Source organism: Stenotrophomonas sp. YJH_SMC_122 (assembly GCF_059369535.1).
In genome coordinates this window covers 44,914-70,551 of the sequence record NZ_JCAFST010000002.1, presented here as the reverse complement: position 1 = coordinate 70,551, position 25,638 = coordinate 44,914, and the positions used below count along the sequence as shown (strand labels likewise).

General features: G+C 65.4%; 19 protein-coding genes. 8 read left to right on the top strand and 11 right to left on the bottom strand.

The features are described from left to right. Positions 1-34 precede the first annotated feature (34 nt). The 8 genes from AC5P66_RS03880 to dnaA form a co-directional block, all read right to left on the bottom strand. The gene (locus tag AC5P66_RS03880; RefSeq protein WP_414609407.1) at positions 35-700 is read right to left on the bottom strand and encodes an energy transducer TonB; all 666 of its coding nucleotides are present in this window, start codon (positions 698-700) and stop codon (positions 35-37) included. Between the two features lie 143 nt (positions 701-843). Continuing rightward, positions 844-2,037 carry a tetratricopeptide repeat protein gene (locus AC5P66_RS03875; protein WP_049417129.1) on the bottom strand — a complete coding sequence of 398 codons (1,194 nt, stop codon included), beginning with the start codon at positions 2,035-2,037 and terminating at the stop codon, positions 844-846. A 132-nt stretch (positions 2,038-2,169) separates the two neighbouring features. Then, positions 2,170-2,976: a M48 family metallopeptidase gene (locus AC5P66_RS03870; RefSeq protein WP_049417131.1), complete on the bottom strand. Its 807-nt coding sequence runs from the start codon at positions 2,974-2,976 to the stop codon at positions 2,170-2,172. Positions 2,977-3,047: 71 nt separating this feature from the next. Beyond that, positions 3,048-3,896, bottom strand: coding sequence for a CPBP family intramembrane glutamic endopeptidase (locus tag AC5P66_RS03865; protein ID WP_049417132.1), 849 nt, complete (start codon positions 3,894-3,896; stop codon positions 3,048-3,050). A 67-nt stretch (positions 3,897-3,963) separates the two neighbouring features. Beyond that, on the bottom strand, positions 3,964-6,423 hold the full coding sequence (gene gyrB / locus AC5P66_RS03860) for a DNA topoisomerase (ATP-hydrolyzing) subunit B (RefSeq protein ID WP_049417134.1): 2,460 nt from the start codon (positions 6,421-6,423) through the stop codon (positions 3,964-3,966). Positions 6,424-6,535: 112 nt separating this feature from the next. Continuing rightward, positions 6,536-7,630 carry a DNA replication/repair protein RecF gene (gene recF, locus AC5P66_RS03855; RefSeq protein ID WP_099494992.1) on the bottom strand — a complete coding sequence of 365 codons (1,095 nt, stop codon included), beginning with the start codon at positions 7,628-7,630 and terminating at the stop codon, positions 6,536-6,538. A 984-nt stretch (positions 7,631-8,614) separates the two neighbouring features. Further along, positions 8,615-9,715 carry a DNA polymerase III subunit beta gene (gene dnaN, locus AC5P66_RS03850; protein ID WP_049417138.1) on the bottom strand — a complete coding sequence of 367 codons (1,101 nt, stop codon included), beginning with the start codon at positions 9,713-9,715 and terminating at the stop codon, positions 8,615-8,617. Positions 9,716-9,990: 275 nt separating this feature from the next. Then, entirely contained in the window at positions 9,991-11,322 is a 1,332-nt protein-coding gene (gene dnaA, locus AC5P66_RS03845) for a chromosomal replication initiator protein DnaA (RefSeq protein WP_049417185.1), read from the bottom strand. Positions 11,323-11,577: 255 nt separating this feature from the next. On the opposite strand from dnaA, the gene rpmH reads away from it, so the two are divergent. The 6 genes from rpmH to AC5P66_RS03815 all read left to right on the top strand — a co-directional run bounded on the left by rpmH (position 11,578) and on the right by AC5P66_RS03815 (position 19,315). Continuing rightward, on the top strand, positions 11,578-11,718 hold the full coding sequence (gene rpmH / locus AC5P66_RS03840; protein ID WP_005411729.1) for a 50S ribosomal protein L34: 141 nt from the start codon (positions 11,578-11,580) through the stop codon (positions 11,716-11,718). A 5-nt stretch (positions 11,719-11,723) separates the two neighbouring features. Continuing rightward, the gene (gene rnpA / locus AC5P66_RS03835) at positions 11,724-12,218 is read left to right on the top strand and encodes a ribonuclease P protein component (RefSeq protein ID WP_065427425.1); all 495 of its coding nucleotides are present in this window, start codon (positions 11,724-11,726) and stop codon (positions 12,216-12,218) included. Then, entirely contained in the window at positions 12,218-13,933 is a 1,716-nt protein-coding gene (yidC, locus tag AC5P66_RS03830) for a membrane protein insertase YidC (RefSeq protein ID WP_049417140.1), read from the top strand. Before rnpA ends, yidC begins: the two co-directional genes overlap by 1 nt. Positions 13,934-14,048: 115 nt before the next feature. After that, positions 14,049-16,718 (top strand): polysaccharide deacetylase family protein, encoded by a 2,670-nt coding sequence (locus AC5P66_RS03825; protein WP_099494991.1) that lies wholly within the window; start codon positions 14,049-14,051, stop codon positions 16,716-16,718. A 3-nt stretch (positions 16,719-16,721) separates the two neighbouring features. Then, a complete protein-coding gene (mnmE, locus tag AC5P66_RS03820; RefSeq protein ID WP_099494990.1) occupies positions 16,722-18,071 on the top strand; it encodes a tRNA uridine-5-carboxymethylaminomethyl(34) synthesis GTPase MnmE in 1,350 nt (449 codons plus the stop codon). A gap of 137 nt (positions 18,072-18,208) precedes the next feature. Then, complete coding sequence (locus AC5P66_RS03815; protein ID WP_049417148.1) at positions 18,209-19,315, top strand: glycerophosphodiester phosphodiesterase; 1,107 nt, start codon at positions 18,209-18,211, stop codon at positions 19,313-19,315. Positions 19,316-19,382: 67 nt separating this feature from the next. On the opposite strand, the gene AC5P66_RS03810 is transcribed toward AC5P66_RS03815, so the two are convergent. Then, positions 19,383-20,153: a rhomboid family intramembrane serine protease gene (locus tag AC5P66_RS03810; protein ID WP_049439132.1), complete on the bottom strand. Its 771-nt coding sequence runs from the start codon at positions 20,151-20,153 to the stop codon at positions 19,383-19,385. 106 nt (positions 20,154-20,259) lie between these two features. Next, complete coding sequence (locus tag AC5P66_RS03805) at positions 20,260-21,222, bottom strand: TerC family protein (protein ID WP_049417151.1); 963 nt, start codon at positions 21,220-21,222, stop codon at positions 20,260-20,262. A gap of 372 nt (positions 21,223-21,594) precedes the next feature. Here AC5P66_RS03805 and AC5P66_RS03800 point away from each other — a divergent pair, with 372 nt between their 5' ends. Then, a complete protein-coding gene (locus tag AC5P66_RS03800) occupies positions 21,595-22,764 on the top strand; it encodes a class I SAM-dependent rRNA methyltransferase (protein WP_049417152.1) in 1,170 nt (389 codons plus the stop codon). 103 nt (positions 22,765-22,867) lie between these two features. Then, the gene (locus AC5P66_RS03795) at positions 22,868-24,109 is read left to right on the top strand and encodes a dipeptidase (protein ID WP_099494989.1); all 1,242 of its coding nucleotides are present in this window, start codon (positions 22,868-22,870) and stop codon (positions 24,107-24,109) included. Between the two features lie 92 nt (positions 24,110-24,201). Here AC5P66_RS03795 and AC5P66_RS03790 read toward each other — a convergent pair whose 3' ends face one another. Further along, positions 24,202-25,629 carry an amino acid permease gene (locus tag AC5P66_RS03790; RefSeq protein WP_099494988.1) on the bottom strand — a complete coding sequence of 476 codons (1,428 nt, stop codon included), beginning with the start codon at positions 25,627-25,629 and terminating at the stop codon, positions 24,202-24,204. Positions 25,630-25,638: the final 9 nt, after the last annotated feature.

The following is a 25,638-nucleotide window of genomic DNA, read 5'->3' as shown; positions in this document are numbered from 1 at the left end:
GGAGCGGGGGTGGCCAGGCGGCCACCCGGACGCATCAGTTCAGTGCAAAGTTGACCGGGACGCGAACGCGACCTGCCGTCTTCTTACCGCCTGCTTCAGCGGCGTTGAAGCGCCACTTGCGAGCCGCTTCCATCGCAGCACGGTCCAGGTCGCGGTTACGGCTGGACTTTTCCACCGTGACATTGGTGACGTTGCCGCTGGCATCGACATCAATGATCAGGATCACTTCGCCCTGGATACCTGCGCGGAAGGCTGCCGGCGGGTAGCGCGGCGGATTCATGGCCTTCGACGAGATGTCCACGCTGGCCTCGATCGAGGTCGGCGGTGCCGGCGGCGCCGGAGGCGACGGCGGGGTGACGATATCGTTCGGGCGCGGCTCCGGCACGTCGACGACCGGCGCCTGCGGCGGCGGCGGTACGGGCGACGGCTTCGGCGGCGACAGATTCTTCACCGGCGGTGGCGGAGTATCCTGCGGCGGCGGCGGCGGCGGCGGTGGGGGCGGCGGCGGCGCGTCGACGATGGTCACCATGACGTTGCGCTCCTTCTCCGCGACGGCCTTGGGAGCCACGGCGGGAATCAGAAGCATCATGAAGGCGGCCAGATGCAGGGCAATTACAAACGCGATGCCGACGATGCGAGGCCAGCTCAGCCCCTTGTCATCGGGTTGTTCGTACCGGTGAACGACTAGTTGTTCCGTCATGCGCCAAGAGCTCAATAGTGGGGCCGGAATCCCGGGGGCGGGATCCCTGATCAGCGGTGCATGACACCGCAGGAACCTCCAAGCTTATACCAATCCTGAGCGCCTGCGCATCAACTGAGCAGGCATTCAGGCGTTATTCCTACTTACTTCAGGTTGATGATTTTTTTGGCATCAGCCTGGTTCTTCACGCCCTTCGCCAGCGCCTGCTGGGCGGCCTGCTTGGCCTCGGGGACGCGACCTTCGGCATGCAGGACGCGTGCCAGGTTCAGGTAGGTCTCACCGTCCTTGGAGAGCGGGGCGGCCTTCTGCCACGCATCGATCGCCTGCGGCACCTGGTCGGAGTAGTAGTAGGACTGGGCCAGCGCCAGGTAGACCTGGTAATCCGGCTTCAGGATGCCCTTCTGCAACCCTTCGTTGATGACCGCGATGACGTCCTTTTCCTTGTTCTCGGTGTTGGCATAGATCGAGTACAGCTGCTTGTACTCGCGCTCTTCGGTGAGCTGGCCGCTGCTGCGCAGCTTGTCCATCACCGCGGCGGCCTTCGGCATCTGGTCAGCCTGCATGTACATGTTGGCCAGATTCAGCTGGGCCTTCTTGTCCGACGGGTTCTTGGCCGCCAGCGCTTCTGCGGCCTGCACGGCCTCACCGGTCTGGCCGGCTTCGGAAAGGGCCGCCATCAGCAGCTGGTTCCAGTTGTCCTTCGGCTCGGCAGCGCCCGCAATGGCCTGCTTCAGCACCGGGATCGCTTCCTGGTAGCGCTCCAGCTGGTACAGCGCCTGGCCCTTGGCAATCAGCTCTTCCGGCTTGGTCGACTTGCTCTCGGCGAAGTACTTGTCCAGGGTGGCCAGGCCTTCCGCAGTCTGGTCTTCCTGCAGCTGCAGCTGGCCCAGCATCAGCATCGACTGGAAGTGGCCGTTGTTGTCCAGGCCGTTGAACTGGATGGCCTGCTTCAGGTAGGCGATGGCGGCCGGGGTGTCGTCGGTCTGGTAGGCGGCCTGCGAGGCCAGCTGCGCGGCCAGCGACTTGTCGTACTCGTTGGAGGCGCTGTCAGCCAGGATCGCGTCAGCCTGCGTGCGCGTCTCCGGGAACTTTTCCTTGTTGTAGCTGTCGATCATTTTCTGCAGCTTGCTGCCCATCTTGGCCGAGGCCTTGGCGGTCGGCTCCTGGCGGGTCGCATTGGGGTACAGCGGTTCGGCCTTGGCCTGCTTGCTGCTGCCGCCGCGGCTGCCACGGTCGGAGGAACGCGAGGACTGCGCGAAGGCATCGGTGACCACGGCGCCGGTCAGGGCGGTCGCGACGAGGACGGAAAGCACAGCTTTGTGGTTACGGAAAATCATCGTTCACCTCGATCGAACCGCCGGATAGCGGCAAAGTCGGACTGTCAGAAAAATCTGAGCCGCCAAACGTATCAGAAACAGATGGCGTGAGAAATCGTTTTATGTGCTGCAATACAGCATAGAACTGCGCACTCATCCGCACTTTGGCCGCAGCCCGGCCGCCTGCGCCTGCTGATAGATCGGCGTCAGGCCTGGTGCATCACGGCGCAGTTCCTGGATCCGGTTGGCCGGATCGGGGTGGGTGGACAGCCATTGCGGGCTGCGACCACCGCTGGCCGCCATCATGTTCTGCCACAGATCGACCGCCTGCGCCGGGTTGAAACCGGCCTGGGCCATCAGCCGCTGGCCGATGACATCGGCCTCGCTTTCCTGGGTCCGCGAGCCTGGCAGCAGGAAGGCCGCCTGCGCACCCATGCCGCCCAACTGGTTGACCGTACTGGCGGCACCATCGCCATAGGCAGCACCGGCCAGTGCCCCCAGGACGGCCAGGCCGGTCTGCGCGCCCATCTGCCGGGTGATGCGTTCTTCGTGGTGACGGGCGATGACATGCCCGATCTCATGGCCGATCACGGCAGCCAGCTGGTCCTGGTTCCTGGCGACGGTGAAGATGCCGGTGTTCACGCCCACCTTGCCGCCGGGCAGGGCGAATGCGTTGGGTTCCTTGTCGACGAATACGGCAGTCTCCCACCGTACGCCACGGTACTGAGGCGGCAGTTGTGCGACCAACGCATTGACCACGCACTGCACGTAGCCGTTCTGGCGGCCATCGGTGCTGATCTTCTCTTTCTGCTTGGTCTCGGCAAACGCCTGCGCGCCGAGCTGGTCCAGCTGTGCCTGCGACACGCCGCCCACCATCTGCCGTCGCCCGGTTGGCGAGGTGGTGGTCGCACAGGCACTGACCACGGTGGTGATGACTAGAGCCAGCAGCAGTTGTTTCATGGGTCCGCCCCCGTGTTCATGTGCGCAGTGTGTAGCGTACCTGCTTAATCTTTCGTCAAGCGGGCACGGCGTTACGTTGACCCCAGGAACACCATTGCGGCGAGCGCAACCGCGTTGTTCAGCGCATGCGCGGCAATCGCCGCCCACAGGGTGCCGGTGCGGCGGTACAGCCAGCAGAAGGCGGCGCCCATGCCACCGTACACCAGCCACAGCTGCGCCATGCCCAGCAGCGAGTTCTTGCTGACACCGGGCACTTCATGGACCAGGGCGAACGCCAGGCTGCTGAGGATGAGGCCCAGCCAGGGGCGGCCAGCCTGCCACAGGCGCCCGAACAGGACGCGGCGGAACAGCAGCTCTTCGTAGGCGGGGGCGAGGACGACCGCAAACAGCACCAGGAACAGCGGGAAGCGAGCGATCGCGCTCTGCATCAGTTCCACGTTGGTGGGCACCGGCTCGATGCCGAACTGCTTGGAAAGGAAGGCGATGCCGTTGCTGCCGAGCACGATCAGCGTGGCCACCAGCAGGGTCCAGCCCCAGGTGGACGGCCGCAGCAACGCCTGTCGCGACGCCATGCGTTCGCCGGCGTTTGCCGGGCGTCGCCAGAAGTACAGCAGCAGCGCCGCGCCACCGGTGGCGATCAGGGCCATCAGGATCTGCGCCAGGGCACCGGGCTGGCCCACGGCCGCGCCGACGGCGTCAGGTGTCAGTCCGCCGCCATTGGCCTCGGCGTTGGCGCGGCTGACCACGATTGCACGGTAGAAGCCCCAGAACAGGCCGGTGACCATGCTCAGGCCGACCAGGGTAACGGCGGCGATGCCCAGGTCGATGAAGAAGCCTGCCAACGGTGCCACGGCGCGCGGCGGGGCAGACACCGGCGGAACCGGGGGCGGGGCGGCGGAGACCGGGGTGGATGCGGACATCAGGTACCTGTGCTCAAGGGACGAAGGCCGGTGCAGCTCCCCGCGCACCGGCCAGGTCCCGATTGTGTCAGATATCCAGGTTGGCGACCTTCAGCGCATTGTCTTCGATGAAGTCGCGACGCGGCTCGACGACATCGCCCATCAGGGTGCTGAAGATCTGGTCGGCAGCGACCGCATCCTCGATGCGCACCTGCAGCAGGCGACGGGTCTCCGGGTTCACCGTGGTATCCCACAACTGCTCCGGATTCATTTCACCCAGACCCTTGAATCGCTGGATCTGGCGGCCGCGCTTGGCCTCCTCGAGCAGCCAGTTCTGCGCCTTCGCGAAGCTGTCGACTTCGATCGACTTGGCGCCGCGGGAAATCGTTGCACCTTCGCGCACCAGCCCGTGCAGCAGCTTGGAGGCCTGGTGGATCGCACGCAGTTCGCCACTCTCGAACGCCGACATCGGCAGCACCTGGATGTGCTCCTCGCCCATGTGGCGACGGGTCACCAGCACGGCGGCGGGGCGCTCCTCGTTGGCCTCCTGCAGTTCCAGGCTGAAACGCGGGCTGCCCAGGCTGCCCTGGTTGAGGCGCTTGGCCAGCGCATCCAGGCCTTCGCCTTCGCCCGCATTGCGCAGGCTGTCCATGTCCATCGGCACGAAATCGACCAGCGCTTCGAGCAGGTTGCGGTCATAACGGTGCGCGTTGCGTTCGATGGAATCGAGCGCGGCGGCGTAGGCCAGCAGCAGCTTCTCCAGCGCAAGGCCTTCGATGCCGGGCTCGCCGGTGGCCGGCACCAGTGAAGCGTTTTCCACTGCGCTGCTGGCCAGGTAGCTGTCCAGCGCCGGGTCATCCTTCAGGTACAGCTCCTGCTTGCCCTGCTTGATCTTGTACAGCGGCGGCAGGCCGATGTAGACGTAACCGCGCTCGATCAGCTCCGGCATCTGACGGTAGAAGAACGTCAGCAGCAGGGTGCGGATGTGGGCGCCGTCGACGTCGGCGTCGGTCATGATGATGATCTTGTGGTAACGCAGCTTGTCCGGGTTGTACTCGTCACGGCCGATGCCGGTGCCCAGTGCGGTGATCAGCGTACCGACCTGGTCGGAGGACAGCATGCGGTCGAAGCGCGCGCGTTCCACGTTGAGGATCTTGCCGCGCAGCGGCAGCACCGCCTGGTTCTTTCGGTTGCGGCCCTGCTTGGCCGAGCCACCTGCCGAGTCACCCTCGACGATGAACAGTTCGGACAGCGCCGGATCCTTTTCCTGGCAGTCGGCCAGCTTGCCCGGCAGGCCGGCGATATCCAGCGCGCCCTTGCGGCGGGTCAGGTCGCGGGCCTTGCGCGCAGCTTCACGTGCACGGGCGGCATCGACGATCTTGCCGGCGATCGCCTTGGCTTCGTTCGGGTTTTCCTGCAGGAACTCTTCCAGGCGCGCACCGAAGGCGTTTTCCACCGCCGGACGCACGTCGGAGCTGACCAGCTTTTCCTTGGTCTGGCTGGAGAAGCTCGGGTCCGGCACCTTCACCGACAGCACCGCGATCATGCCTTCGCGCATGTCATCGCCGGTCAGGTTGATCTTGGCCTGCTTGGCGATGCCGTTCTGCTCGATGTAGTTGTTGAGCACGCGGGTCAGCGCACCGCGGAAACCGGCGAGGTGGGTACCGCCGTCCTTCTGCGGGATGTTGTTGGTGAAGCAGTACATCGTCTCCTGGTAGGAGTCGGTCCACTGCAGCGCCACCTCCACGACGATGCCGTTGTGCTCGCCGGTGACGGAGATGACATTCGGGTGCAGCGGGGTCTTCAGCTGGGCCAGATGCTCCACGAAGCTGCGGATGCCGCCTTCGTAGTGGAAGTCATCGCGACGGCCGTCGCCACGCTCGTCGGCAAGAACGATCTTGACGCCGGAGTTCAGGAACGACAACTCGCGCAGACGGCGGGCCAGGATGTCGTAGTGGAATTCCACGTTGTCGTGGAAGGCGACGGTGGACGGCCAGAAGCGCACGGTGGTGCCACGCTTGGTGGTGGCTTCCAGCTTGGCGAGCGGGGTCACGGCTGCGCCGTTGCTGAACTCCTGCTGGTAGTGGGAGCCGTTCTGGAACACGTCCACCAGCAGCTTCTGCGACAGCGCGTTGACCACGCTGACGCCGACGCCGTGCAGGCCGCCGGAAACCTTGTAGCTGTTGTCGTCGAACTTGCCGCCTGCATGCAGGACGGTCATCACCACTTCGGCGGCGGAGACCTCGCGACCGAGCTTGGCGCTCATCTGCTCGTGCTTGCCGGTCGGAATGCCGCGACCGTTGTCGGACACCGAGACCGAGCCGTCAGCGTGGATCGTCACCGCGACATGGTCGGCGTGGCCGGCCAGCGCTTCGTCGATCGAGTTGTCGACAACCTCGAACACCATGTGGTGCAGACCGGTGCCGTCATGCACGTCACCGATGTACATGCCGGGTCGCTTGCGGACAGCCTCCAGGCCTTCCAGGGCGGTAATGCTGTTGGCGTCGTAATTGCCGTTGTTTGCCGGGGTGTTCTGTTCGTCGCTCATTGCGCTTGCCGTAGGCTCCGCAGGTCGGACACCGCCTGAGGCGATGTGCCGAGAATGAAAGGATTCCAACCCGAATTATACCAGCCGGGGTCGAGTGGCCCTGATGTGCCCACTATGGCACAGCCACGATCTGTGCATGTTCCACGTGGAACCGGGCGATCCGGGGCAGGTCCTGCAGGGCCGCCGGGGGTTCAGTAGCGGTGACGAAGATCTGCGCCGGGCCAGTGAGCAGGCGCTCCAGTACCCGCGCCTGGTGGGTACGATCCAGTTCGGAGGCCAGATCGTCCAGTGCGATCACCGGCCATTCGCCGCGCTGTTCTGCATAGTCCTCTGCCTGCGCCAGCAGGCACGCCAATGCAGTCAGCTTGGCCTGACCGCGTGACAGTGCATCGCGACCAGGAATGCTGTGGAAATCCACGCTCCAGTCCGCCCGGTGCGGCCCAACCGAGGTGTACCCGGCCTGGCGGTCACGATCCCTGGCCAGAAGCAGAGCATCCGCCAGGGGAAGCTCATGCCGACGCCAGCCCGGACTGAGTTCCAGTGCCTGGATGCCGAGTTGCGGCGCCAAACTGGCAGCCAGCGCCACGGCACGCTGCTGCAGCCGCTCCAAGTAGTGCTGACGCCGGCTGGTAAGGGGCTCTCCGGCCTCAGCCAACTCGTGATCCCAGGTGTCCAGCATCCGCGACGGGCCGCCCTGCTTGAGCAGGGCATTGCGCTGCTTCAGCGCCCTTGAATAGCGGCGCCACAGGGACAGGAAATCAGGTTCCACGTGGAACAAGCCCCAATCCAGGAAGCGACGGCGGGGCTCGCCACCGCCGCTGACCAGCGCATGGCTGCCGGGCTCGAACGTCACTACCGCCAGCGCTGCGCAGAGGTTGCCGAGCTGAGCCACATCTTCGCCGTCCAATCGTCCCTTCCAGTCCTGGCCACTGTGGCGCAGGCCGGCCTTTCGGCGATGCGGCGCATGGTCGGCACGCTGTTCGTCCCATTCCACGAAGATTTCCAGCGCCTCCTGGCCCTGGCGTACCAGTCCATCGCGGACCCGGCCGCGGAAGCTGCGGCCATAGGCCATCAGATGCAGGGCCTCCAGCACGCTGGTCTTGCCGGCACCGTTGTCGCCAGTGAGCAGGTTCAGCCCCGGCTGGGGCGAAAGATCCACCGCACTGAAGCGACGCAGTTGGTGCAAGGCGAGGCGGCGGATAAGCATGGGGCGCGAACGACCATCCGCTCGAGGCGGTAGAGGGGCAGGGAATCCATCAGCTTACTGCATCGGTCAAGCCGGACGCGCTGCACCGCATCGATGCGGAGCAGAAGCTCCTGCGCACCCACTGATCGCGGGTTCCACGTGGCGCCAGTTCACGGCATGCCCGCTTCCAGCTCCGGACGCAGCTGAAATTCCTTCAATTCTGCACAGGGTTGCGGGGTGTGGCCCCCCAGATTTCGACGATTTCAGGACCACTGCCGCAGGTGTTTGGCGAGCGCTTGGCCGGCCGGGTGAACGGGCGGGCGCCCGGATTCCTCCAAATCTGCGATCAGATGCCCTGGGAGGTTCCACAGATTTCAAAGAATCCGGCCCATTGGTTTCACGCTGTCCACAGCGGCCCTGTATGACTTATACACAAGGTATGGGCAATCTGTGGATAAAAAAGCCCTTTTGCTTGGGTCTGGAAACTATCCACAGGTTCCCCCCCAGCCTGAGGCGCCTCTATACAGGGGGTTTCACCCACATAAATCCCTTTTAGATCATGTAGATAACACATTTTTCCACGAAATCTGGCTCCACCATCACCACCATGCTTTAGATTTATACCCAGATTTAGAAGCTAGGCTTGGCCCGATCTGCCCCGAATGACTCCTGTGGACAGAGAGGATTTCAGAAATGGCGAGCACCGTCGCCGCAGCGTGGATGCGCTTCGGCATCCGACCAGGTCCATAGCAACTGCGTTGAGACTCCAGCTACCGGCTCCGATCAAAGCTGATTCGGAAGCAGTCCCTGGCATCGACTCAAAGTCCCCGTCGGCAGCGGGCGTGGTAAGCAAACCGCACGCAACCGGGTCCAACAGGGAAGATGCTTTCCGTCCGAAATCCGCGCTTGAAAGGGTAGTCCCGATGATCCACGTGGAACGTGCAAAAAAAAACGCCCGGGAGCGTCCCCGGGCGTCGTTATGTTCCACGTGGAACCGAGCTGATGTCAGAGACGCAGCGGCATGACCACGTGGCGCGACTTCTCGCTGCTGGACTCACGCACCAGCGCCGAGGAGTTGGAGTCGCGCAGCTGGATGATGACTTCCTCATCGCGCAGGGCGGAGAGGGCATCCAGCAGGTAGTTCACGTTGAAGCCAATGGCCAGATCGCTGACCGTGGTGTCGGCTTCGATCTCTTCCTGGGCTTCTTCCTGCTCCGGGTTGTGCGCGCTGATCTTCAGGTTGCCCGGCGAGACTTCCACGCGGATACCGCGGTACTTCTCGTTGGACAGGATCGCAGCGCGCTGCAGCGAGGCGCGCAGCGCTTCACGATCAACCTTCACTTCACGGTCGGCACCGATCGGAATCACCGCTTCGTAATCCGGGAAACGGCCATCGATCAGCTTGGAGGTGAAGGTGACATCGTCGCGCTTGACGCGGACGTGGCTGCGGCCGACTTCCAGCTCGATCTCGCGATCACCGCTTTCCAGCAGGCGCTGAAGCTCGGTCACGCCCTTGCGCGGCACGATGATCTGGCGCTTGGAACCGCTCGGCTTGGCCAGTTCGGTTTCACACAGCGCCAGACGGTGGCCGTCGGTGGCGACGGTACGCAGGGCATCACCGCGCAGATCGAACAGCAGGCCATTGAGGTAATAGCGTACGTCCTGCTGGGCCATCGCGAACGCGGTGCGCTCGATCAGCTCCTTCAGGGTCGCTTCGCCGATGGCCACGCGCTCAGTGGCTTCCACTTCGTCAACCGACGGGAAGTCATTGGAGGGCAGGGTTGCCAGGGTGAAGCGGCTACGACCGGCCTGCACGGTGATCTTGTCTCCGGTCTGCGAGACGGTGATCCGGCTGCCATCGGGCAGGGCGCGGATGATCTCGAACAGCTTGCGGGCGGGAATGGTGGTTTCGCCGTCTTGGGCATCTTCAACCGCGATCCGCGACACCATCTCCACTTCCAGGTCGGTACCGGTCAGCGACAGCTGGCCGTTCTGCACCTGGACCAGGAAATTGGCCAGAACCGGAAGGGTCTGGCGGCGTTCGACCACGTTGACGACCTGTGCCAACGGCTTGAGAAAGGCTTCGCGCTGCAGTGTGAAACGCATGTGGTTCCGTGCCCCTATGCTTTAAAAAATGTGGAATAAATCAAAAGCTTGGTGGTGCTGGTAGAGACAGAATCGCTGGAAAACAATGCTAAGTCTTTGTAAATAAAGGTGTTTCAGGCATCGAAACCCTCTGTATTACCGACCCCCAAGGGGTGGGGAAAGCTGTGGATAAATTCGACGGGATTTCAGACGCCATTTTTATCCACAACGTGTCCCGCGCTTGCTACCGGATTCTGCACCGTTTTGTGCGATGACGCCTCATCGGCATCCGTGCATCATTCGCTCAGCTTCCGGATCAGCTTGTCCCAGTCCTCGCGGAGCTTGCCGTCGGTTTCCATCAGGGTCCGGATCTGGCGGCAGGCATGCAGCACCGTGGTGTGATCGCGACCGGCAAAGGCGTCGCCGATCTCGGGCAGGCTGTGCTCGGTCAGTTCCTTGGTCAGCGCCATGGCGACCTGGCGGGGGCGGGCGAGCGAGCGGGTCCGACGCTTCGACAGCAGATCCTTGATCTGCAGGCCGTAGTAGTCGGCAACGGTTTTCTGGATGTTGGGAATGCTGATCGCCTGCTGCTGGGCGCGCAGCAGGTCGCGCAGGGTTTCCTGGGCGAATTCGGTGGTGATCGCGCGGCCGGTGAAGTTGGCGCGGGCGGTCAGGGTATTGAGCGCGCCCTCGAGGTCACGCACGTTGGAGCGCATCTTCTTGGCGATCAGGAACGCAACATCATCGGGAATCTCGGCACCGCGTTCGCGCGCCTTGGCCAGCACGATCGCGGCGCGGGTCTCGAAGTCCGGCGGTTCGATCGCGACCGACAGGCCCCAGGCAAGCCGCGACTTCAGGCGCGCTTCCAGGCCTTCGACCTCGCGCGGATAGCGGTCGCAGGTCAGGATGATCTGCTGCTTGCCATCGAACAACGCGTTGAAGGTGTGGAAGAACTCTTCCTGCGTGCGGTCCTTGCCGGCGAAGAACTGGATGTCATCGATCAGCAGCGCGTCCACCTGCTGGAACTGGCGCTTGAACTGATCCATGGTCTTTTCCTGCAGGGCCCGGATCATGGCGCTGAAGAACTGTTCCGAACGCAGGTACAGCACCTTCGCGCCTGGATTGGCCTGGCGCATCGCGTTGCCGGCGGCGAACATCAGGTGGGTCTTGCCCAGGCCGGTGCCTCCGTACAGCAGCAGCGGATTGTGGGCCCGGTCGCCCGGCTTCTGCGCTGCCTGGAAGGCAGCGGCCAGGCCCAGCTGGTTGCTGCGCCCTTCGACGAAGTTGGCGAAGGTGTAGTGATTGTCCAGATTGCCGGCAAACGGCACCTGCGGTTCGCTGGACACAGGCGCCGACGACGTGGAAACCGGCGCGTTCTGCGCCTCCACGGGGCGCGGGCGCGAGCCGATTTCAAGAAAAACGTCGCTGAACCCGGCGAAGTGCGCCAGCAGTTCGCGGATCCGGGCCAGGTACAGCTCGCGGACCTGATCGACGATGAAGGCATTGGGTGCATACAGCACCAGGCTGTCCACGCGCAGATCGGCCTGCAGCGGCTTCAACCAGGTATGAACGTCTTCCGGCGGGAACTCCGCTTCGAGGCGCTCGAGACTACGGGACCAGGCATCCATCAGCAATAATCGTCCGGTGGCCGGGGCATGGACGCGACAAGGCGCCCAGACACAGGCCGGAAAGGGGGGAAATGGATGGCTCAGACTACCACCGAGCGCCCGCCTTCGGAATGCTTGTCCCCTACTTATTCACAAAAACATCCACAGCTATTGCACAGCCCGGTGAATTCGCGTAGTCCCCAGGGGTTGACGTGAGGGGGGAGACCTCTCTAGAATTTCCGGTTCTTTCCGTCCCATTCATACGAGAGGCCCCCAATGGCCACGAAGCGCACCTACCAGCCCAGCAACCTCAAGCGTAAGCGCGACCACGGCTTCCGTGCCCGTATGAAGACCGCTGACGGCCGCAAGATCCTGTCGCGTCGCCGCGCCAAGGGCCGCAAAGTCCTGAGCGCCTGATTGCCATGCCGCACCCCGCGGCAGACGCAATCCCTTCGACAGTGAATACTGCAGACCCGCGCAAGCGATTCCCTCGCTCTGCGCGGGTTCGCACGCGTGCCGAATACTCAACGGTCTTCAACGGCGCCCGCCGTGTGTCCGATCCGCTGATGACCCTGCACTGGCTGCCGGCTGACCGGCCGGCCAGGCTGGGTCTGGCGGTTTCCCGCAAGGTCGATCCGAACGCCGTCGGGCGTAACCGGATCAAGCGCGTCCTGCGCGACATCCTGCGTCAGACACGTACCGATATCCAGCCAGGCGACTTCGTCGTCGTGGCCCGTAGTGCTGCGCGTTCCGCCAGCAACGACGAGATCCGCCAGGCCTTCCTGCGCCTGCTGCGTCGCCTGCGTGCATTGCCCGCGCCGGGCGTGGACGGCACAATGCCGCCGCCTGATGGCATCGCAACTTCTTCTTTGACCGAGCCGGCATCGCGTCCCGGCCCCGCCGAGCCTGTCCGCTGATGAACCAGACCCGCGTATTCCTCATTTTTGCCTGGCTGATGGTGGCCGTGCTGCTGTGGATGGAGTGGAGCCGTGAAAAGGCTGCTCCGACCCCGCCACCGACGACCACGTCGGCCCCGGCTGCCGCACAGAGTGTTCCGGGCGCTGCCTCGGGCAGCATTCCCAGTGCACAGGTCCCGGGCGCCCCGGGCCAGGCCGCTGTGCAGGCGCAGGCCAGTGCCACCCCGGCCAGCCAGCGCGTGACCGTCACCACCGACGTGCTGCGCCTGGTGCTTGATGGTGGCCGCGTGCTCGACGCCGAGCTGCTGCAGTTCCCGCAGACCAAGGACGAAGGCAGCCCGCCGGTTCGCCTGCTGACCGAAGACCCCGCGCATCCGTACAGCGCGATCAGTGGCTGGGCCAGCGAAGACAAGAACACCCCGGTTCCCGGCGCCGACGGCTTCAAGCTGGTCGGTGACACCAAGGACTTCGTGCTGGCCAAGGGCCAGAACGAGCTGCAGATCCCGTTCGTGTGGACCGCCGACAACGGCGTGACCATCAAGCGCACCCTGACCGTCTCGCGCAACGAGTACGCCGTGCGCTTCAAGGACGAGGTCAGCAATGCCGGCACCGCACCGTGGAACGGTTACGTCTACCGCACCCTGGACCGTACCCCGACCATCCTGTCGCGGAGCATGACCAACCCGGACTCCTTCAGCTTCAACGGCGCCACCTGGTACGACAACGACAAGAAGTACCAGCGCCGTGCGTTCAAGGACTACCTGGAAGACGGCACGCTCAACCAGAACATCACCGGCGGCTGGCTGGCGATGCTGCAGCACCACTTCTTCACCGCCTGGATCCCGCAGAAGGACCAGACCGCACACTACGTACTGTCGCAGGTGGCCGGTCGCGACCTGATCGAAGCGCGCGGCCCGGCCTTCACCGTGGCCCCGGGCCAGTCCACCAGCACCGAGGCCCGGCTGTGGGTCGGCCCGAAGCTGGTCAACCTGATTGCCAAGGAAGACGTGCCGGGCCTGGACCGCGTGGTCGACTACAGCCGCTTCTCGATGATGGCGGTGATCGGCCAGGGCCTGTTCTGGGTGCTGAACCAGGTGCACAAGCTGGTCGGCAACTGGGGCTGGGCGATCGTCGGCCTGGTGGTGCTGCTGAAGCTGGTGCTGTACCCGCTGTCGGCGACCCAGTACAAGAGCGGTGCCAAGATGCGTCGCTTCCAGCCGCGCATCGCGCAGCTGAAGGAACGCTATGGCGATGACCGCCAGAAGTTCCAGACCGCGATGATGGAGCTGTACAAGAAGGAAAAGATCAATCCGATGGGCGGCTGCCTGCCGATCCTCATCCAGATGCCGATCTTCTTCGCCCTGTACTGGGTGCTGGTGGAATCGGTCGAACTGCGCCAGGCGCCCTGGTTCGGCTGGATCCAGGACCTCACTGCACGCGACCCGTACTTCATCCTGCCGGTGATCAACGTGGCAGTGATGTGGTTCACCCAGAAGCTGACCCCGGCACCGGGCATGGACCCGATGCAGCAGAAGATGATGCAGTTCATGCCGCTGGTGTTCGGCGTCATGATGGCCTTCATGCCGTCCGGCCTGGTCCTGTACTGGGTGGTCAACGGCGGCCTGGGCCTGCTGCAGCAGTGGTGGATGACCAAGCGCCACGGCGGCGAGCCGGTCCCGGCCACCACCGCTCCGGCCCCGGTCAAGAAGAAGTAATCGGTAGAGCCGGCCGCTGGCCGACCGACCCCAGCAGAAGCCCGCCGCAAGGCGGGCTTTTCGCATGCGGCGTTAGAATCGCCTGCACACCGTTCCTCCCATCTTCGAGTCCGCCATGCGTGCGTCGTCGTTCCGCCTGTTCCTGCCTTCGCTGTTGTTGACCCTGGTTGTTGCCGGCTGCGGTGACAAGGACGCGAAGGCGCCGGCGACCACCGTCACCCAGGCGAGCGCGCAGGCTGCGGCTGCCGCCGATCCTGCCGCTGCGCCGTTGCTGGCAGCGCTGCAGAAGCAGCTCGATGGCTACCGCCGGATCATCGTGCTGCTGGCCGACGAGGAGCAGCAGTCGACCGCCGACCGCGGCACCTCCACGCGTGTGGGACAGCAGCTGTTCCACGATGGCCTGGAACAGCGCACGATCATCGCCGCGCAGTTCGACACCCTGCTGCGCGGTTCCAGCCCGCAGCGCTTTGCCACCCTCGGCACGGTGCTGGACTACATCGAGTCTGCGCCCGAACTGTTCGACGCCGATCGCCTGGCCTTCCGTGAAGTGCTGCGTGACCTGCATGAGCGGGTCGGCACCGATTCCTCGCTGCCGGCGGTGAAGCTGCACCAGCGCATCGGTGAGGATCTGGAAGCACTCGATGAGATCGAGCGCAACTACAACCAGGAACTGACCCGCATCTTCAGCCGCTTCGAGCGCACACGCGCCATCGAACTGAAGCGCGAGAAGTGGGACGACTACATCGCCCACCTGCACAGGGACTACAGCCGTGAAGCGATCCTGCGCGACTACGGGGTGATCGAGCCGTATCCGATGTCGATGAAGGACAGCGACCGCGAGATCTTCGGCCGCGACCTGCCGGCCAAGACCGTGGTGCTGACCTTCGACGATGGCCCGCACAAGGCCTACACCGATGAAGTGGTGGCCATCCTCAAGCGCTACGACGTGCCGGGCGTGTTCTTCGAGGTGGGCCGCAACCTGGGCAAGGTCGAGGCCGATGGCAAGGTCAGCCTCGGGCCGATGGCGAAGATCAGCCGCAACCTGATGGAAGAAGGCTATGCGGTCGGCAACCACAGCCTGACCCACGCCCAGCTCTCGCGCACCACCGGCGACGCCCTGCGCCAGCAGGTGCTTGACACCGACACGCTGCTGAAGGATGTCGACAGCAAGCGCGCGCCGCTGTTCCGCTTCCCGTATGGTGCGCGCAATGCCGAAGGCCTGCAGCTGCTCAACGAGGCCGGGCTGAAGTCGATCATGTGGAACATCGATTCGATGGACTGGGCCGACCCGGTGCCAGAGTCGATCGTGCAGCGCGTGCTGGACCAGGTGAACAAGGAACAGCGCGGCATCATCCTGTTCCACGATATCCACGATCGTGCAGTCAAGGCGCTGCCGCAGATCCTCGACCGGCTGATCGCCGAGGGTTACCAGTTCGCCGGCTGGAACGGCCGCGACTTCACCGTGGCCCGTGCGCGCAAGGGTGATGCCGGTGCCGCCACCGTCACCACCGGCTACGAGAAGTCGTGGGCGATCGTGGTCGGCATCGACAACTACGCCAAGTGGCCGAAGCTGGAATACGCCAGCCATGACGCGCAGGCGGTGGCCGATACCCTCACCGGGCAGTTCGGCTTCCCGTCCTCGCAGGTGATCGTGCTGAAGAACGAGCAGGCCACGCGCAACAACATCCTCGCGGCCTTCCACGATCGCCTGGCTGACGATCGCACCGGAAAGAACGACCGCGTGTTCGTATTCTTCGCTGGCCACGGCGCGACCCGCCAGCTCGCCTCCGGGCGCGACCTCGGCTACATCATCCCGGTCGATTCGGATCCGAAGGAACTCGCCACCGACGCGATTGCGATGACCGACATCCAGAACATTGCCGAAAGCATGCAGGCCAAGCATGTGATGTTCGTGATGGATGCCTGCTACAGCGGCCTGGGCCTGACCCGTGGCGGCCCGTCGTCGTCGTCGTTCCTGCGCGAGAACGCGCGCCGCAGCGCGCGGCAGATGCTGACCGCCGGTGGTGCCGACCAGCAGGTGGCCGATGCCGGCCCGAATGGCCACTCGGTATTTACCTGGGTGCTGCTGCAGGCGCTGGCCGGGAAGGGGGATCTCAACGGCGATGGCCTGATCACCGGTACCGAGCTGGCCGCCTACGTGGCGCCGGCCGTGTCGGCGGTCTCGCACCAGACCCCGGCCTTCGGCAGCCTGCCCGGTTCGCAGGGCGGGGAGTTCGTGTTCCAGGTCCCGGACAGCCAGGAATTCCTCAACGCTGATACGCGCCAGCTGACCGCCGATGCGATCGCGCTGAACAACAAGATGGATGCCGCCAGCGAGGCCAAGGGCAGCCAGGCACCGGTGACGGTGGCTGACCTGCAGGGCGGCAAGGCCCAGCTGGTGGTGCCTTCCGCCGGGCCGGCGTCCGACCGCCAGCGCGCGCAGCAGGCCAATGACCGCGGCCTGCAGCTGTACCGCGAGAAGCAGTACGACGAGGCAGCCGCGCAGTTCACCGAAGCGCTGAAGCTGCGTCCTGACTTTGCCCAAGCGGCGAACAACCTCGGCTTTGTCTACTACCGCCAGCAACGCTATGCCGAAGCCGCGCGCTGGCTGGAGAACACGCTGAAGATCGACCCCTCGCGCGCCGTGGCCTATCTGAACCTGGGCGATGCCTACTTCAACGCGGGCGACAAGGCCAAGGCGAAGCAGGCCTATACCACCTATCTGGCGCTGCAGCCGCAGGGCAGTGGTGCCGCGCAGGCACGCGCGCAGCTGGAGAAGCTCTGAGCCATGAACGACGCGATCCGCACCGACACCATCGTGGCCATTGCCAGCGCGCCGGGCGCCGGCGGTGTCGGCCTGCTGCGCCTGTCCGGCCCGCGCGCCGCGGCGATCGCCCGCGCGCTGGGCGCGCCCGCGCTGCGGCCGCGCCATGCGCACTATGCGCGCCTGCGCGATGCCGATGGCGAAGTCATCGACGATGGCATCGTGCTGTGGTTCCCGGCGCCGAACAGCTTCACCGGCGAAGAGGTGGTGGAACTGCAGGGGCACGGCAGCCCGGTGCTGCTGCAGCAACTGGTCGCGCGCTGCATTGCGCTCGGTGCGCGCCAGGCGCGGCCGGGTGAGTTCAGCGAACGCGCGTTCCTCAACGGCAAACTCGACCTGGCCCAGGCCGAAGCCATCGCCGACCTGATCGCGGCCGGTGACAACCGTGCCGCGCGCGCGGCACGCCGCTCGCTGGATGGCGTGTTCTCGCGGCGCATCGACGCCGTGGTCGAGCAGCTGGTGCTGCTTCGCATCCACGTGGAAGCGGCCATCGACTTCGCCGACGAACCGCTGGATACCCTTGGCGGTGCGCAGGTGCGGCGTGGGCTGGAGCAGGCGCGCAATGATCTGGCCCTGCTGCGCCGCGACGCCGAACGCGGTCGTCGCCTGCGCGATGGCCTGCACGCGGTACTGATCGGGCCGCCCAATGCGGGCAAGAGTTCACTGCTGAACGCACTGGCCGGCAGCGAACGCGCCATCGTCACCGACATCGCCGGCACCACCCGCGATACCCTGCGCGAGACCATCCGCCTGGATGGCCTGGAGCTGACCCTGGTCGACACCGCCGGCCTGCGCGACGGTGGCGACGCCATCGAACGCGAAGGCATGCGCCGCGCGCACGTGGAAATCGAGCGCACCGACCTGGCGCTGATCGTGCTCGACGCGCGCGATCCGGCGGCCGGGCAGGCGGCGTTGGGTGATGCCGTGGCAGCGGTGCCGCACAAGATCTACATCCACAACAAGTCGGACCTGCTCGGTGTGCTGCCGGCACTGGACGACCCGGACCGCGTGTTCGTTTCGGCAGCCACCGGCGCCGGGCTGGACGACCTGCATGCGCGCCTGCGTTCGATTGCCTCGGCCGGGGCAGGGGAGCAGGTGGACGGCGAGTTCTCCGCGCGCACGCGCCATGTGGATGCGATCGAGCGAGCGCAGGAACACGCGCAGCGCGCCGATGGCGAGCTGGCGCATGAGCACCTGGAACTGGCCGCCGAGGAATTGCGGCTGGCCCATGACGCACTGGGCGAGATCACCGGGCAGATGAGTGCCGATGATCTGCTGGGAAGGATCTTCTCGAGCTTCTGCATCGGCAAGTAACTGTAGAGCCGAGCACGTGCTCGGCTGTCCTACCGGTCAGCCGAGCATGGGCTCGGCTCCACAGGTGCAGGCTTCCCCCACCTGTCACATTGCCGCCGCATACTGACGGCCATCACATACCGCTTGGGGAAGTCGCAGTGAAGTCGTGGGGTTGTGCGTTGCTGTTGTCGCTGGCCGTGGCACCATCGGTGGCCATGAGTGCTGAATCCTCCACCCCGGCCGCACCCAAGGCGTCGGTCTACGGCCATCGCGGGGCAAGCGCGCTGCTGCCCGAGCACACCCTGGCGTCGTACGCGCAGGCGATCGCCGATGGCGCCGACTACATCGAACCGGACCTGGTGATGACCAGGGACGGGGTGATGGTGGCACGGCACGAGAACGAGATCGGCGGCACCACCGACGTCGCCTCGCATCCAGAGTTCGCCAGCCGCCGCACGAGCAAGGTGATCGACGGTCAGAAGGTCGACGGCTGGTTCACCGAAGACTTCACCCTGGCCGAGCTGAAGACCCTGTATGCGCGCGAGCGCCTGCCGGAGCTGCGCAGTACCGCCTACGACGGCCAGTTCCGCATCGCCAGCCTGGACGAGATCCTGGCCTTCCTGGTCCAGCAGGCCGGACGTGCCAACCGCGGCATCGGCCTGGTGCCGGAGATCAAGCACCCGACCTACTTCCAGTCCATCGGCCTGCCGATGGAAGACAAACTGCTGGCCGCACTGCGTGGCAACGCGTACACCAATGTCGGGCCGGTCACGATCCAGTCGTTCGAGACCGCCAACCTGCGCTACCTGCGCGGCAGGATCGGCCGGGGCAGCAACATCCGGCTGCTGCAGCTGCTGTGGAAGGGCGATACCCAGCCGGCCGACATCGCCCAGGCCGGCGGCGCGCTGACCTATGCGCAGATGATGACCCCGGCCGGCCTGAAGGACATCGCCGGCTACGCCGACGGTATCGGCCCCGAGCTGCGTTCGATCATTCCACTGGATGCCAAGGGCGCGCTGGGCACGCCGACCTCGCTGGTACGTGATGCGCATGCCGCCGGGTTGATGGTGATTCCGTACACCTTCCGGCCGGAAAACCACTTCCAGCCCAGCAACCTGCGCCAGGGCGCCGACAGCGCGCGCAATGCCGAGGGATCGATCGCCGAGATGCGGGCTTACCTGGCGACGGGTATCGATGCGTTCTTCACCGATGACCCGGCGCTGGGCCGGCAGGCGGTGGATGGGATGGGCGCGGCGGGGAACTGACCGTCCCGGTAGTGCCGGCCGCTGGCCGGCATCCGGGTACCGGCCAGCGGCCGGCACTACCGTCACCTCAACCGCGCGGTTCGTCCGGGCGGCGGAACGGGATCACCACGTAGTCCTGGCCCTCGCGAGGCTGCCACAGCACCGGTACGCGCTGCGGTGACGGCGGCTCCAGTTCCTCGTCGGACAGCGGCTCGGCCTCGTCTTCTTCGTCTTCCCAGCTGTAACGCTGGCGCGGTGGCAGTGGGTCGGCGTTGCGGAACAGCAGCGCGGCGATGATGCCGGCGAAGGCGCCGCCCATGTGCGACTGCCAGGACACACCATCGGCGTGCGGCAGGATGGTCATCAGCATGCCGCCGTAGAACAGCATGCCGATCAGGCCGGTGGCAATCGCCGCACGGTCGCGGCGCAGCAGGCCGAGGCTGGCCAGCAGGAACATCAGGCCATGGGTGACGCCACTGGCGCCCAGGTGCACGCTACCCGGATTGCCCAGCATCCACGCGCCGAGGCCCGAACCCAGCCAAAGCAGGGGCAGCGCGCGTACGGTGGCTTTCGGATACACGCTGCCGGCGAGCGTGCCGAGGATCAGGATCGCGATGCTGTTGGCGGCGATGTGCTCGACCGAGGCATGCAGCATCGGGCCGCCGATCAGGCCGAGCAGGCCCTTGGCTTCCAGCGGCGCGACCGCCCACGGTCGCCAGTCGAAGGTGCCCTGCAGGGCGAACACGGCCACCAGCACCAGCACGGCGGCCAGGCTGACATTGAACGCCCGCAGGATGCGCGAGCGATCATTGCGGGGGGCCGGCACGTCGCCGGCGGGCAGGGGCGCGTTGTTGTCCATACCTCAGCAATGGCGGTGACTGGCGCGAAACCAAGGCCACCGCAACGGGAGAGTGGAGGCGGCCGGCGGGACAATCCCACCGGCCACGCCGTTCAACGGGTCAGGCTCAGGCCTGGCCTTCGCCTTCCTTCGGCGGGTACTTCAGGCTCAGCACCACGGTGGCGGCGATGATCACCGCGACCACGCCCAGCGAGACCGGGGTCGGGATCTTGAACAGGTCGATGATCATCATCTTGATGCCGATGAAGCCCAACACCAGTGCCAGGCCGTACGGCAGCAGGTGGAAGCGGTCGGCCATGCCGGCCAGCAGGAAGAACATCGCGCGCAGGCCCAGCACCGCGAACACGTTGGAGGTGAGCACGATGAACGGGTCGGTGGTGATCGCGAAGATCGCCGGGATGCTGTCCACGGCGAAGATCACGTCGGTGACCGCAATCAGGATCAGCACCGCGAACAGCGGGGTGAACCAGCGCACGCCATCACGCTTCACGCTCAGCGCATTGCCTTCATAGCCCGGCAGCAGGCGCAGGTGCTTGCGCATCCAGCGCAAGGCCGGATTGGTCTCCAGGTCCGGTTCCTGGCCGGCGGCGAACCACATCTTCCAACCGGTGAACAGCAGGAAGGCGCCGAACACGTAGAGCAGCCAATGGAACTGGCTGATCAGCACGCTGCCAGCGAAGATCATGATCGTACGCAGCACGATCGCACCCAGGATGCCGATGATCAGCACCTTCTGGCGCTGTTCCTCCGGCACCGCGAAGTAGCTCATGATCATCAGGAAGACAAAGATGTTGTCGACCGCCAGGGCCTTTTCGACCAGGTAGCCGGTCAGGAACTCGAGGCCGACCTTGTTGGCCACGACCTGGCCGGCGGTCTCATTCAGGTAGTACCAGAGGCCGGCGTTGAACAGCAGGGCCAGCGCGACCCAGCCGATGGACCACCACAAGGCCTCCTTGAAGGTGACCTTGTGCGGTCCACCATGGCGCATCAACACGAGGTCGACCAGCAGGGCGATGACCACCACCGCTGCGAAGCCGCCCCACAACCACACGTTACCGATCGTCTGCATTGGGAATGTCCGTTGGAAAGATGAATGCCAGGCCGGACGGCGAGGATCTGCAACGGAGGATCGGGAGGGGGATCCAGGGACAGAGCTTCGCCAGTACGGCGAAGGTCTCGCTCGCAGTTCCAGTCGGCTGGAACTGCCGTTGCACCGGAGCCTGCGGGCTCGAAATGACGGCGACAACGTCTGGGAGCTACTCCCCTTCTGGGACCGATTCTGCCGCCTGCCCGGGCCGCCGTCAAATGCCCCTGCACTGGGGTCGGATCCCCAACGGGGCTCCGCGCCCCGCTCTGGTAGATGCCAACCTTGGTGGGCATGCCGGCCCGGGTCGGAGCCCCTGCGGGGAACTGACCCCGGCGCCCGGTTTACAATGGGTGGATGAATACCCCCCTTCCGATTGTCCGCCTCAAGAATGCGTGGCGCTCCAGCCACCCGTGGATCTTCCAGAAACTGGTCGAGAAGCCGACCGTCCGGCCCAAGCCCGGTTCCATCGTCGACGTGGTCGGCATCGATGGCGAGTTCATTGGCCGCGGGTTCTACAACGGGCACTCGCGCATTGCCGTGCGCATCCTTGAAACCGACCAGAACGTACCGGTGGATGCCGGCTGGTTCTCGCGCAAGATCGCCCAGGCAGTGTCGCTGCGCCGTGAGGTGCTGAAGCTCGACGCGGTGTCCGACGCCTGGCGTGTCGTGCACAGCGAAGGTGACGGCCTGTCCGGCCTGGTGGTGGACCGCTACGGCGACCTGGTGGTGGTCGAGTTCTTCGCCGCCGGCATGTTCCGCCACCGCGAATGGATCTACGATGCGCTGCGCGAGCAGTTCCCCGGCTGCCGTTTCCACAGCTTCGCCGACGAGCACGTGCAGAAGCAGGAAAGCTTCGACTTCCACGGCAACACCACCACCGAAGCGTCGGTGATCACCGAGTACGGCATCAAGTTCCGCGCCGACCCGGCCGGTGCGCACAAGACCGGTTTCTTCGCCGACCAGCGCGAGAACCGTGAGTGGCTGAGCCAGCAGGTGGAAGGCAAGAGCGTGCTCGACCTGTGCTGCAACACCGGCGGTTTTGCCGTGTACGCAGCGGCGCGTGGTGCTTCCGAAGTGATCGGCATCGACATCGACGAGGACGTGATCCAGATCGCCAAGGGCAATTCGCGCCTGAACAACGTGCGCCCGAAGTTCATCCAGTCCGACATCTTCCCGTGGCTGCGCGACGCCGCCAACCGCGGTGAGCAGTACGACGTGGTGATCCTGGACCCGGCGAAGATGACCCGCGACCGCGACCAGGTCATCACCGCGCTGAAGAAGTACCTGGACATGAACAAGCTGGCGCTGGGCGTGGTCAAGCCGGGCGGCCTGTTCGCCACCTTCTCGTGCACCGGCCTGGTGGCCGAGGACCAGTTCCTCGACATGCTGCGCCGGGCGGCCTATTTCTCCGGCCGCACGATCCAGATCCTGAAGGTTGCTGGTGCGGGTCCGGACCATCCGTTCATGGCCCACGTGCAGGAATCGCGTTACCTGAAGGCCGTGTTCTGCCGCGTGGTGGACTGACCGCGTCACTGCCGATCTCTGTAGAGCCGAGCCCACGCTCGGCTCTACAAAAAGGCCGGGCGCAGCGCTATGGTCGGGCTCTTCCCATTGCCGGTGAGAGCCCATGCCCTCGTTGCGCCACCTGTCCGTCGTGCTCGCCCTGGCGCTGTGCGCGCCGCTGTCCGTCCACGCCATCGAGTTCAGCGCGCAGGAGCTGGCCCGTGCCAAGGCGCTGCAGCAGCGCCTGGTCACTCTCGACAGCCACCTCGATACGCCGGCCAACTTCGGCCGCAGCGGCTTCGACATCGAACAGCGCCACGACCGCAACGCACTCTCGCAGGTGGATTACCCGCGCATGGTCGAAGGCGCGCTGGACGGCGGCTTCTGGGCGATCTACACCGACCAGGGCGATCGCAGCGCCGCAGCGCATCTGGCCGAGCGTGACCATGGCCTGCAGCGGTTGCTGGAAATCCGCGAGATGCTGGCGGCCAATCCCGAGCGTTTCGCGCTGGCATTGACCGCCGATGACGCGGCGCGGATCAAGGCCGCCGGCAAGCGCGTGGTCTACATCAGCATGGAAAACGCCAGCCCGCTGGTGGCCGACCCCAGCCTGCTCTCGTTCTATCACCGCGCAGGCCTGCGCCTGCTCAGCACCGTGCACTTCGCCAACAATGAGTTCGCCGATTCGGCCACCGACCCCAAGGGGGCCGAGTGGAAGGGCCTGAGCCCGGCCGGCAAGGACCTGGTGCGGCAGGCGGTGAAGCTGGGCATCGTGATCGACCAGTCGCACGCCTCGGACGCGGTGTTCGACGACCTGCTGGCGATGATGCCGGTGCCGTTCGTGCTGTCACACAGCTCGGCCAAGGCGGTCTACGACCATCCGCGCAATCTTGATGACGCGCGGCTGCGCAGGCTGGCCAAGGCCGGCGGCGTGATCCAGGTGAACGCCTATGGCGGCTACCTGATCGACACCGCAAAGACGCCAGAGCGCAAACAGGCCGAGGAAGCGCTGAGCAAGCAGCTGGGCGGCTGGGAAGGCATGGGCATCGAACAGGGCGTTGCCCTGCTGAAGGCCGAACAGGCGCTGGACCATGAGCATCCGGTGCGCCACGCCAGCCTGGACGACTTCTTCGCCCACTTCGAGCACATCCTCACGGTGGTCGGCCCCGAGCACGTGGGCATCGGCCTGGATTGGGATGGTGGTGGCGGACTGAGTGACCTGCCCGATGTCAGCCAGCTGCCGAAGATCACCGCGTGGCTGCTGCGCAAGGGCTATACCGAGAAGCAGATTGCCGGCATCTGGGGCGGCAACCTGCTGCGGGTGATGCGCCAGGCGCAGGATTACGCCGCAAGGCAGGGCGGTTGAAACGCCCTGCGGCAGTGCCGGCCGCTGGCCGGCATCGCCCTATCAACAGGATGCGGGTTGCCGGCCAGCGGCCGGCACTACCGGTGATCCGTTCATTTCGCGATCAGCGCGTGGCGGCGGCTGTACAGGAAGTACAACACCAGGCCGGCCACGTTCCACAGCAGGAAGTACAGCTGAGTGGTGTGCGGCAGGCTGACGAACAGGTAGATGCAGCCCAGTGCGGCCAGCGGGCCGACCACGAAAGCCAGCGGCGTGCGGAAGGTGCGCTCACGGTTCGGCTCGCGCAGGCGCAGCACCACCAGGCAGATACCTACCGCAGTGAACGCGGCCAGGGTACCGGCGTTGGCCAGTGCGGCGATCTCGTCCAGGCGCGCCACGCCGGCCAGGGCCGAAACCACGACCGCAGTGAACAACGTGGTCGCCACCGGCGTGCCGGTACGTGCGTTGACCTTGGACAGGCCACGCGGCAGCAGGCCATCGCGGCTCATCACGAAGAAAATGCGGCTCTGGCCGTACAGGAAGGCCAGCAGCACGGTCGGCAGGGCGATGATCGCAATCACGCCGATCACCATTGCCGCGGTCGGATGGCCCAGCTGGCGCATGATCAGCGCCAGCGGCTCGGCGCTGTGGCCGAACACGGCGTAGCTCATCGCACCGACTGCCGCCAGCGCCACCAGCACGTAGACGATGGTGCAGCCGATCATCGAACCGATGATGCCGATCGACAGGTCGCGGCCCGGGTTCTTGGTTTCCTCGGCGGCGGTGGAGATCGCATCGAAGCCGTAGAAGGCGAAGAAGATGATCGCCGCTGCCGCCATCACGCCGTGCTCGACGCCGTCGGGGCCCATCGACTTGGCAAAGCCGTACGGCATGAACGGCTGCAGGTTGGCGCTGTCGAAGGCGGGCAGGGCCACGGCGACGAAGATCGCCAGCGCGATCAGCTTGAACACCACCAGGATCGCATTGAGCGTGGCGCTTTCCTTGGTGCCGGCCATCAGCATGCCGGCCACCAGCCAGGTGATGATGATCGCCGGCAGGTTGATCATTCCGCCTTCCACGTGCGGGCCGGCGGCGAGCCAGGCTGGCAGGTGCACGTTCCAGCCGAACTGGGTGTGCACCCATTCGAGGAAGCCGACGAAGTAGCCGGACCAGCCCACCGCCACCGTACTCACCACCAGCGAGTACTCCAGGATCAGGCTCCAGCCCACCACCCAGGCGAACACCTCGCCCAGTGCACTGTAGCTGTAGGTGTAGGCACTGCCGGCGGCCGGCATCATCGTCGACAGCTCGGCGTAGGACAGCGCCGCACAGGCGCAGACCGCACCTGCGATGGCAAAGGAGATCAGCACGGCCGGGCCGGCCAGGTTGGCACCGACGCCGATCAGCGTGTAGATACCGGTACCGACGATGGCGCCAATACCCAGCGCGATCAGGTGCGGCCAGCTGAGCGTCGGGATCAGACGCCTGCCGGCTTCGTGGACGGTGACGGAATCTAGGGACTTGCGCCGGAACAGGGACATGCAGGCCTC

Coding starts and splice junctions, on each gene's coding strand:
- AC5P66_RS03880 (WP_414609407.1), bottom strand. CDS start 700: ATGACGGAACAACTAGTCGTTCACCGGTACGAACAACCCGATGACAAG.
- AC5P66_RS03875 (WP_049417129.1), bottom strand. CDS start 2,037: ATGATTTTCCGTAACCACAAAGCTGTGCTTTCCGTCCTCGTCGCGACC.
- AC5P66_RS03870 (WP_049417131.1), bottom strand. CDS start 2,976: ATGAAACAACTGCTGCTGGCTCTAGTCATCACCACCGTGGTCAGTGCC.
- AC5P66_RS03865 (WP_049417132.1), bottom strand. CDS start 3,896: ATGTCCGCATCCACCCCGGTCTCCGCCGCCCCGCCCCCGGTTCCGCCG.
- gyrB (WP_049417134.1), bottom strand. CDS start 6,423: ATGAGCGACGAACAGAACACCCCGGCAAACAACGGCAATTACGACGCC.
- recF (WP_099494992.1), bottom strand. CDS start 7,630: ATGCTTATCCGCCGCCTCGCCTTGCACCAACTGCGTCGCTTCAGTGCG.
- dnaN (WP_049417138.1), bottom strand. CDS start 9,715: ATGCGTTTCACACTGCAGCGCGAAGCCTTTCTCAAGCCGTTGGCACAG.
- dnaA (WP_049417185.1), bottom strand. CDS start 11,322: ATGGATGCCTGGTCCCGTAGTCTCGAGCGCCTCGAAGCGGAGTTCCCG.
- rpmH (WP_005411729.1), top strand. CDS start 11,578: ATGGCCACGAAGCGCACCTACCAGCCCAGCAACCTCAAGCGTAAGCGC.
- rnpA (WP_065427425.1), top strand. CDS start 11,724: ATGCCGCACCCCGCGGCAGACGCAATCCCTTCGACAGTGAATACTGCA.
- yidC (WP_049417140.1), top strand. CDS start 12,218: ATGAACCAGACCCGCGTATTCCTCATTTTTGCCTGGCTGATGGTGGCC.
- AC5P66_RS03825 (WP_099494991.1), top strand. CDS start 14,049: ATGCGTGCGTCGTCGTTCCGCCTGTTCCTGCCTTCGCTGTTGTTGACC.
- mnmE (WP_099494990.1), top strand. CDS start 16,722: ATGAACGACGCGATCCGCACCGACACCATCGTGGCCATTGCCAGCGCG.
- AC5P66_RS03810 (WP_049439132.1), bottom strand. CDS start 20,153: ATGGACAACAACGCGCCCCTGCCCGCCGGCGACGTGCCGGCCCCCCGC.
- AC5P66_RS03805 (WP_049417151.1), bottom strand. CDS start 21,222: ATGCAGACGATCGGTAACGTGTGGTTGTGGGGCGGCTTCGCAGCGGTG.
- AC5P66_RS03800 (WP_049417152.1), top strand. CDS start 21,595: ATGAATACCCCCCTTCCGATTGTCCGCCTCAAGAATGCGTGGCGCTCC.
- AC5P66_RS03795 (WP_099494989.1), top strand. CDS start 22,868: ATGCCCTCGTTGCGCCACCTGTCCGTCGTGCTCGCCCTGGCGCTGTGC.
- AC5P66_RS03790 (WP_099494988.1), bottom strand. CDS start 25,629: ATGTCCCTGTTCCGGCGCAAGTCCCTAGATTCCGTCACCGTCCACGAA.